The 7,610-nt window shown below is 44.5% G+C and carries 4 protein-coding genes and 1 pseudogene; 3 read left to right on the forward strand and 2 right to left on the reverse strand.

Going from position 1 to position 7,610, the window contains the following annotated elements:
• Window positions 1–466: 466 nt before the first annotated feature.
• The 3 genes from CRP01_RS41370 to CRP01_RS41380 all read left to right on the forward strand — a co-directional run bounded on the left by CRP01_RS41370 (window position 467) and on the right by CRP01_RS41380 (window position 4,836).
• Entirely contained in the window at window positions 467–1,708 is a 1,242-nt protein-coding gene (locus tag CRP01_RS41370; protein ID WP_099155984.1) for a DUF6161 domain-containing protein, read from the forward strand.
• A gap of 78 nt (window positions 1,709–1,786) precedes the next feature.
• Window positions 1,787–3,136 (forward strand): pentapeptide repeat-containing protein, encoded by a 1,350-nt coding sequence (locus CRP01_RS41375; protein ID WP_099155985.1) that lies wholly within the window; start codon window positions 1,787–1,789, stop codon window positions 3,134–3,136.
• 98 nt (window positions 3,137–3,234) lie between these two features.
• Window positions 3,235–4,836: a pentapeptide repeat-containing protein gene (locus CRP01_RS41380; protein ID WP_222845949.1), complete on the forward strand. Its 1,602-nt coding sequence runs from the start codon at window positions 3,235–3,237 to the stop codon at window positions 4,834–4,836.
• 133 nt (window positions 4,837–4,969) lie between these two features.
• On the opposite strand, the gene CRP01_RS41385 is transcribed toward CRP01_RS41380, so the two are convergent.
• Window positions 4,970–5,254, reverse strand: coding sequence for a hypothetical protein (locus CRP01_RS41385; RefSeq protein ID WP_099155987.1), 285 nt, complete (start codon window positions 5,252–5,254; stop codon window positions 4,970–4,972).
• 95 nt (window positions 5,255–5,349) lie between these two features.
• A pseudogene (locus CRP01_RS42670) lies at window positions 5,350–7,610 on the reverse strand (hypothetical protein); the annotation flags it as partial.

Here is a 7,610-nt window from a genome sequence, read left to right on the forward strand (position 1 = left end):
GGAGTATAACTATAATCGATCACATCAAGGAATTGGCAATTTAAAACCAATTGATATGTACCGAATGCAGCATCCGTCTCACCTAGCAGCTCGTAGTATAAGTTGACTTGTCATTACACCTACCCATTAGCGTGCATTGTAATTGAATTGTAGTACTCTCGTATTACGCCTGGAACACTATAGACTAAAACATACTATGATTGCAAAACAACAACCATCGAAGGGGGAATTACGTACCCTTAAGGAAAAATTAGCTGCTTTACCTGATGATCTAGTGCACGTCCGTGAGCGGAATTTATTGTTGAGGCAGATTTTGGCGTTGATTAGGAAAGAGAAAGCGGATTAAATGTTTTTAGAAATTTGGTCGACTTTTTTGAAAACTTTAGAGGAAAAACTCGTAATCTTTTATAGAAGTAGCTTACCTAGAGACTGAAAAATTATTTTGCCCTATCATCCTAATTAACAAATGAATACTAAAGATTTTATAAAGCAAATAGCTGATGCTAAAGGCACGGAGTGGTTTAATAATATTGAGGTAATAATTACATATTCAGTTTCTAATTTTTCAAGAACATTCAAAGGTCTAAGTTCAGTACATAGATTCCTTAGTCAACAATTTGAAGGGTGGCAGAAGGTGGATTCGATTCCTAGAGAGCTATATGGAATAAAAGTTCATTTTGGAAATGTAAAGCAAGAATTAGAAAGATTCCTTAATGAATTTAGTCATGTTGATCCAAAATCGTTAGGAAGTGCCTGGAGATTAAGAAAACCGAATTTTGGCGATAATGATTACATTTTTACATATGATTCACCAGAAGCTGAATTTCTAATAGATCTGCACCGTTCTCGTCCGAAATGTGTTTCTGGTGCTTACCATTTCATGATTGGGGCTTATGAGGTCAACAATCATGATGATTTTATCGGTGCGATGTTAGCTTATGAATTTCGATTTAAAGATAGCTCCGAAATTCTATCCAGAAGAAAGAAAGAGCGTTCATCAATTACGAAAAGCCGTAATGATTTCGTTGCTCAACTTTCGGATTTAGAAAATCAAGCAGTAGAGCAGATTAAGAATACAAATCAAAAATACGAACAGCATGTACAAACTATAGAGGATATCACGAATGAAAGGAAAAAGCTGTTTGATGATTGGTTTAAGGAAACAAAAAACAAATTCTCAAAATTTGATGATGATTCCATTAAGAATATTTCAGATCTAAAAAAGACTTATCAAGAATTGCTGCGACTAAAGGCACCTGCAGAATATTGGAATAAGCGTGCTAAAAAATTAAAGATGGAAGGGATTATTTTCTTTGTAGTATTGGCGATTGTAGTAGGAATAGTCGTCGCTATTTTGTACGGGTTACTTTGGCAGACACCGGAAGGAATGCTTCTAAGCTTCAAGGAAAATCAATCAAGTGCCATTAAGTGGTCTATTGTATATATCACCCTTCTCTCATTTCTAGCTTATGTAATAAGAATCTTTCATAGAGCTGCCTTTAGCTCCTTCCACTTATCAAGAGATGCAGAAGAGAGAGAGCAGCTGACCTATGTTTATTTGTCTCTGATCAAGGATTCGGCAGTTGATAAGGAGGAAAAGCATCTAATTTTTCAATCATTGTTTAGCAGAGCAGATACAGGGCTTTTGAAGGAGGATTCTAGTCCTACTATGCCGAATGATATTGCTGGGAAGATATTTGGGAGGTAGGCAATATTTACTGGAGTAATTTAGTTACAGGCGCATCGAACGTCATATGATTATAGATCAATGTAAATAGGCATAAGGATGAATTGGAAATTTTTAATTGGAATAGTTATTGGTTTTCTATTTGCAGTGGTTTTGTACTTCTTTCGATTTGCTATAGTCCATTATGGCGTAGCTTTTGGTATTGGTATTTTGGCCTCTATTACTTTGATAATAGTCATTGGTTTAGTTGTGTATCTAACCTACAAAGATAAGTTTCTTGTATCTGTACGTCCAAAGAATGATAATCAGGAAGAAGATGCACAAAAATCAATTTTGAAAACTGTTTTGCCAAATCTTGGCGAAAGGGAAATTGAAAATGTTCGATCTACATTACAAAACTTCCTAGCCTACCGAAGTGTATTCTTATCCCTTAATATGGCTATTAGCCTGATAATTATTATAGGAGGATTGATAGGTACTTTATTACTAATTGAACAAAACAATCTACTTGGTTCACAACTAGAAAAGCTTGAAACTCAAAATCAATCAATTGATCATCAGAACGAATTGATTAATACTCAGACCCTTGCCGTTGATGCCCAAACAACCCTTTTCAAGAATCAAAACGAGTTGATAGAATCTCAGAACAACAAGATTGGAGAACAAACTGAATTTATTAGGAAGCAGAGCGAATTCTCTGAAAATGAGTATTATCTGGCTCAATATGACCAATATAGACAAGAGCTCTCAAATACGGACCTTTCATCTAGGTATCGATCTTTTCTATTCAATAAAATTATTGATCTTATCAATGAAGGTAAAATAAAGAGTCGAAGTGTATATGCCGACTTTTCGTTGATCGATTTTCAAGGCATCAACTTGATCGGAAAGACTTTAACTGGCTTCCAATTTAGATCATCATCATTTTCGGGTGCTATCTTGAAAAATATTATATTTAAGAATTGCTATTTCGAATCTTGCATTTTTTACAACACCACTTTTGATGATATTCAATTCATAAACTGTGAATTGGTTGAAAATCGATTTTCCCTTGGACCATCAGGTAGTAGTTTAAAAAGTGATTTGGGCTCTTTAGCTCAAAGTACAAAAGGCTTTCAACCGGATAAATTCAAGGGTAAAATTCTATTTAATCCATCTTCAAACCTGGATCATAATAATTTAAGGTTCCAAGATCTAACTTCAGTTGAAATAGATTGGAATTCAATTAAGGATGAAGATGTTAAAAAATTCCACTTTTTTGGTTCATTCATAAAGCTCGGTGCCGAAGTTTCTTCCTCTAAACGTGAATTATTAAGACAATTTGGAGCAATGTCGAGTGAAAAAGATAAACTTATTGTGATTGGTATAATGGAAAATGATTATGCCCAGTATCTTAAACACCAGAGAATTAAGAATATAATGGAATGGATACAAAATTTTGAATTTTGATGGATAGCCTTCGCTGTCCTTAGTATACCGAACGCTCAATGGAGTTTGCAACTCCGGGATCCTATCTTATCTTTATCGCGCATCAACCCCATCCCTCAATGTCAGAACCGCACGAATCAAACGATCAGCCAAAGCCTGTAGACACCGATCCGATTGAGCCAAAGCAACCGGTCAAAGCCAAAAGCAGCAGCGGTATCCAAAAAGCCCTCTTGTATATTGCCATAGGAGTCTTGGTCGGAGTATTGATCGATCAAAAAGTTGCTGATTTCCTACCTTCCGTATTACCGCCCTTGATGACGGTCTTTGTTTCGTTTTTTCTTTTAATCATCGTTGCTATTATTGCGCTACCTCGCATTATCAACTACCTGGCCAAACGCTACACCGGGCAGGATGTCGATGTGGAGCAGGTAGTAGGGGATATCCAATCTAAAGCGAACCACATTGCAGATACAGTTGCGTCGTACGCCCTGGCGAAAGCTGATCCGGAAGTGCGGAAGAATATCCGGCAGGATCTGCCGGGGATACTGCATTATCTGGTTTTTTCGCGGCTGCGTAATAGTGGACTGCGGATGTTGGTGACGGTGTTTGTGGCTATTGGAGGGCTGATGGGAACGATTTTGTTGTATAATCAAAATGAGTTGTTGTCGGGGCAAAATGATCTGCTTACCGGTCAAAATGATCTACTACTTAAGCAGAATGAGAAGATTGATAATCAGATCCTTTTGGATGAGGCTTCGCGGCGCAGTTCATTAAATTTTTTGTTGGGGAATGTTTTGGATCAGGTTAATGAGGAATTAAAGAATCCTGAGAATACGGATCGGCATTTGAGTCCGGAATTGATTGGGAGAATTGCTTCTTTGAGTCAGTCGTTTCAGCCATACTATTTTATGGAGGATAGTTCTTTAACAGAGAAGCCACTTAGTCCGGAACGGGGGAATTTGTTGCTGGCATTAGTGAATAGCGGGCTTGATACCTCAGCTTTAGCTGCCATTTTTGAAAAAACAATTTTCAGTAGTGCCTTTTTAGATAGAGCTGTTCTTGATTCTGTTCATTTACAACGTGCCAACCTCTTCAATGCCGATCTCAGCCGTGCCAACCTCAGCGGTGCTGACCTCCGTGGTGCCGACCTCGGCATTGCTGACCTCAACCGTGCCAACCTCAGCATTGCCGATCTCAAAGGTGCAGACCTAAGTTTTGCCGACCTCAACGATGCCAATCTCAGCCGTGCCGACCTACGAGGTACCGACATTCGAGGTGCCAATCTCAGCCGTGCCGATCTCCGCTATGCTGACCTCCGAGATGCTAACCTATTCAGTGTCAACCTCTTCAGTGCCAACCTCTTCAGTGCCAACCTCAGCTGGGCCAGCCTTAGCCGGGCCGACCTCAGCGGTGCTCACCTTCGCGATGCCGATCTCAGCGGTGCCGATCTCCGTATTGCCGACCTCAGCGTTGCTGACCTCCGAGGTGCCGACCTTAGTGGTGCCGACCTCCGAGGTGCCGACCTCAGCGGTGCCGATCTTAGCGGTGCCGATCTTAGCGGTGCCGATCTCAGCGGTGCCGATCTCAGCGGTGCCGATCTCAGCGGTATTAAAGGTATTAATAGTGAAATGCTTTCCTCTTTTTCCATTTATAACATAAAGAATCTTCCTGATAGTCTGGCTAAAAAATTAAAGACTAGGATAGAAAAGAAACCTGAATAATTATTTTCACACTACCCGATTAGCCACCCAAACCCCCAAAGCCACTCCGGCCGCAATAATCACAATAGCCAGCAAAGCCGGCCCAATAGATGCCTGAAAATTGTTGATGTTCGTCTGATTGTCCATGATGATTTTATTTTATTCCAAGTAAATTAAAGATGCGTGCTCGTTTGACCTTGCGGGCGATCACCGTCGGCTTCGCGTCACCGGCGATGTCTATGCCTACCAGGTCGTAGTAGCCGGGCTTTTGCGCCCAGCGTAGGAGATTATTCAAGGTTGGCGCTAAAACGCGCTTACTCGTGCTGCCCACATCGATCAGTGCACCCCGCAGACTTTGGATCAGCGGCCGGATGGTGATGGCGATCTCGATTGTTCTATGTCCTTTTTTGTCGAAAAAAGGACCAAAAACTCCGGCCAATTTATCCCTCCCGCGAAGCAGGCACCCTCACCCACGAATTGGCCGCTTCCCAGCCCGCCTAGCATTATGGAAGGATATAAAGTCGTTTTAAAGGGCTAATCGATGATCTGCGCCAGATCCAGTATACCCCGATTGATCTTATTGCGTTCGAGCATGGCATCCTCCGAAGAGATCGTCCCTTCGGTGATCTGCTTGTTCAGTTCCGTTTCCCGGTTTTTGAGTAGGACGGCCGTGGTTTCGTGTTGGCCATTGGTGTTGTCCAGGATCAACTGGATGGCCTGGCCGGCCTGGCCCAGGATCAGGGCGGATCTGATATTCTCTCGCAGCTGGGCAAAGCGTTCCTTTCGCGGTGGCCGGCGGGCATAAAGCAGCTTAATGAAATTATCCAGACTATGGTCTTTGGTATTAGTGGAATACTGGATGATCTGCTCCCGCAGCTGCATGGCCGCCTGGTAGGGGAGTTTGAAAGCCAGGAGGAAATAGACCCCCCGGAAGCGGGGATCATCGAGTGCCTTTTCGCAAAGCTCCTGCTTAGCCAGGAATTCCTGCACCAGAAAATAGTCCATGATCTTATCGTGCCGGAAATACCAGTATTTGACGGGCTTTTCCGCACCCGCCGGTGTCCACTGCCGGGAGATGACCATTTTCCAGTGCTGCAGGGCGAGGATCTCTTTTTGGAAGTCTTCGGCCGGAATCTCCGGCTGGTCGTTCAGGCGCATATCGTAGACGACTTTGGAGAATTTGGCCAGGGGGAAATCATTGCCCAGGTTGTTGCGCCGGTAGTGCTCGGCCATCAGCTGGTATTGCTGCTCCTGCAGGTCCAGAATGGAAGGATCCTGCCCCCGGGCGATCAGCTGGGCGACCAGGCTCAGCTCCATAGGGTTGGAGAGGGTCATGAAGTTGGTTTTGAGGCTTTCTTCGTCCAGCTCGCTGTTGAATGCTTTTTCGAGATAGGCTTTGCTGTTGCGCTGGTAGGCGGATTCGGGTAGCAGCTCGGTTGAATCCAAGTAGCTGTAGCGGGATAAGACGTAGGTCCCGATCTGGTCTTCCGTCAGTGGTTTGAGCTGGAATACTTTGGCGGCAGCGGGCGCTTCCCACTCCATGTGCTGGGTGGTGAACAGGACGTTGCCTTTGCATTTGCTTTCGATCTCCATGGTCAGCTGGGCGCAGGCGCGGGCGCTGATCTCGTTGAGGCCGTCAATAAGGATGTCTAAAGCGCCGGCATAGACCAGCTCCGCCAGAAAAGTAGGATCGCCCTCCGCCGGCGGCACCTTCTGCTGAATGGCCGGCACCAGTCCATGATCGCATTTGCTGGCCGGCAGAAAAACAACCGGCCGCTCAGAATCGATGACCAGGTTGCGGAGGAACATGGTCTTCCCGAGACCGGATTCACCCTCCAGGATGATCCGGCCGTGGAAGGGGTGCAGGGCCTCGGTAACGGGCAGTGTTTTTTTGTCGCGCAGGGAATAGACCTGGGAACTGGGGAAGTATTCGTCTTTGCTCCAGTTGGCGGGGAAGGCCTCGGCGGTCAGGTTTTGGTGGCAGGGGTGGAAGAGGCGTTCGCGCAGCAGCGGGATTTGGGTGATGAGGAGACCGACGTAGCCTAATCCGCCCCATTTGCGGATGGTGGGGTTCCAGATGAAGATTTCCTGGAGGGAAGGGAATTGTGGGGAAAGTAGGATAATGGCCAGCCAAAGTAGGGCGTGGATGGCAAGTATCCAGAGTATGGTATAGATCCAGCGCCAGGTTTCGAGGGAGCGGATTAATCCTTGGACGGAGTTAGCTTCAGTTTCATTGACACTATTGATAATTTCATACCCTTTTCTAAGTTGGGGAAGATCGGTCGCAGCCCATTGACGTCTAGCCAGACTAATAAGTTTGGGTAATGCTTCTCCAACCTCTGCGGCGAAGCGTGAGTTTTCTGTCATTAAATCTTCAAGACCGATGGTAAGATTGAGCACTTTTCGGGCATCCTCAATAGATATCTTCGCAGGTAGTGTTTCCGGTTTACAATACCAGTTGAGAAGGAGGATGATGGAGTCGTTATTGCCGGAAATTTCGTAGAGGGGAACCCGAGCTTGGTGGGGTTCATCTCTCAATCTTCCGGCCTCTTTTGTCAAAGCGTTCTCAGCTATATAAGGAAAGACCCGATACCAAAAATCGACTGATTGATCATAAAGACATTGAAAAGCAGAGCTGCGAACGTAGCTCACGTCATCTTTGAGTAGAGCGGCAACCTGTTGGAGATACACCTCAGGGAGTGCTTCCTGGCCACTCAGGGCTTGGGCGGCGGAGCGGCGGACTTCGCTCACGTCATCTTTGAGTAGAGCGGCAATCTGTTGGAGATACACCTCAG

This window comes from Flavilitoribacter nigricans DSM 23189 = NBRC 102662, assembly GCF_002646595.1.
Taxonomy (GTDB): Bacteria; Bacteroidota; Bacteroidia; order Chitinophagales; family Saprospiraceae; genus Flavilitoribacter; species Flavilitoribacter nigricans.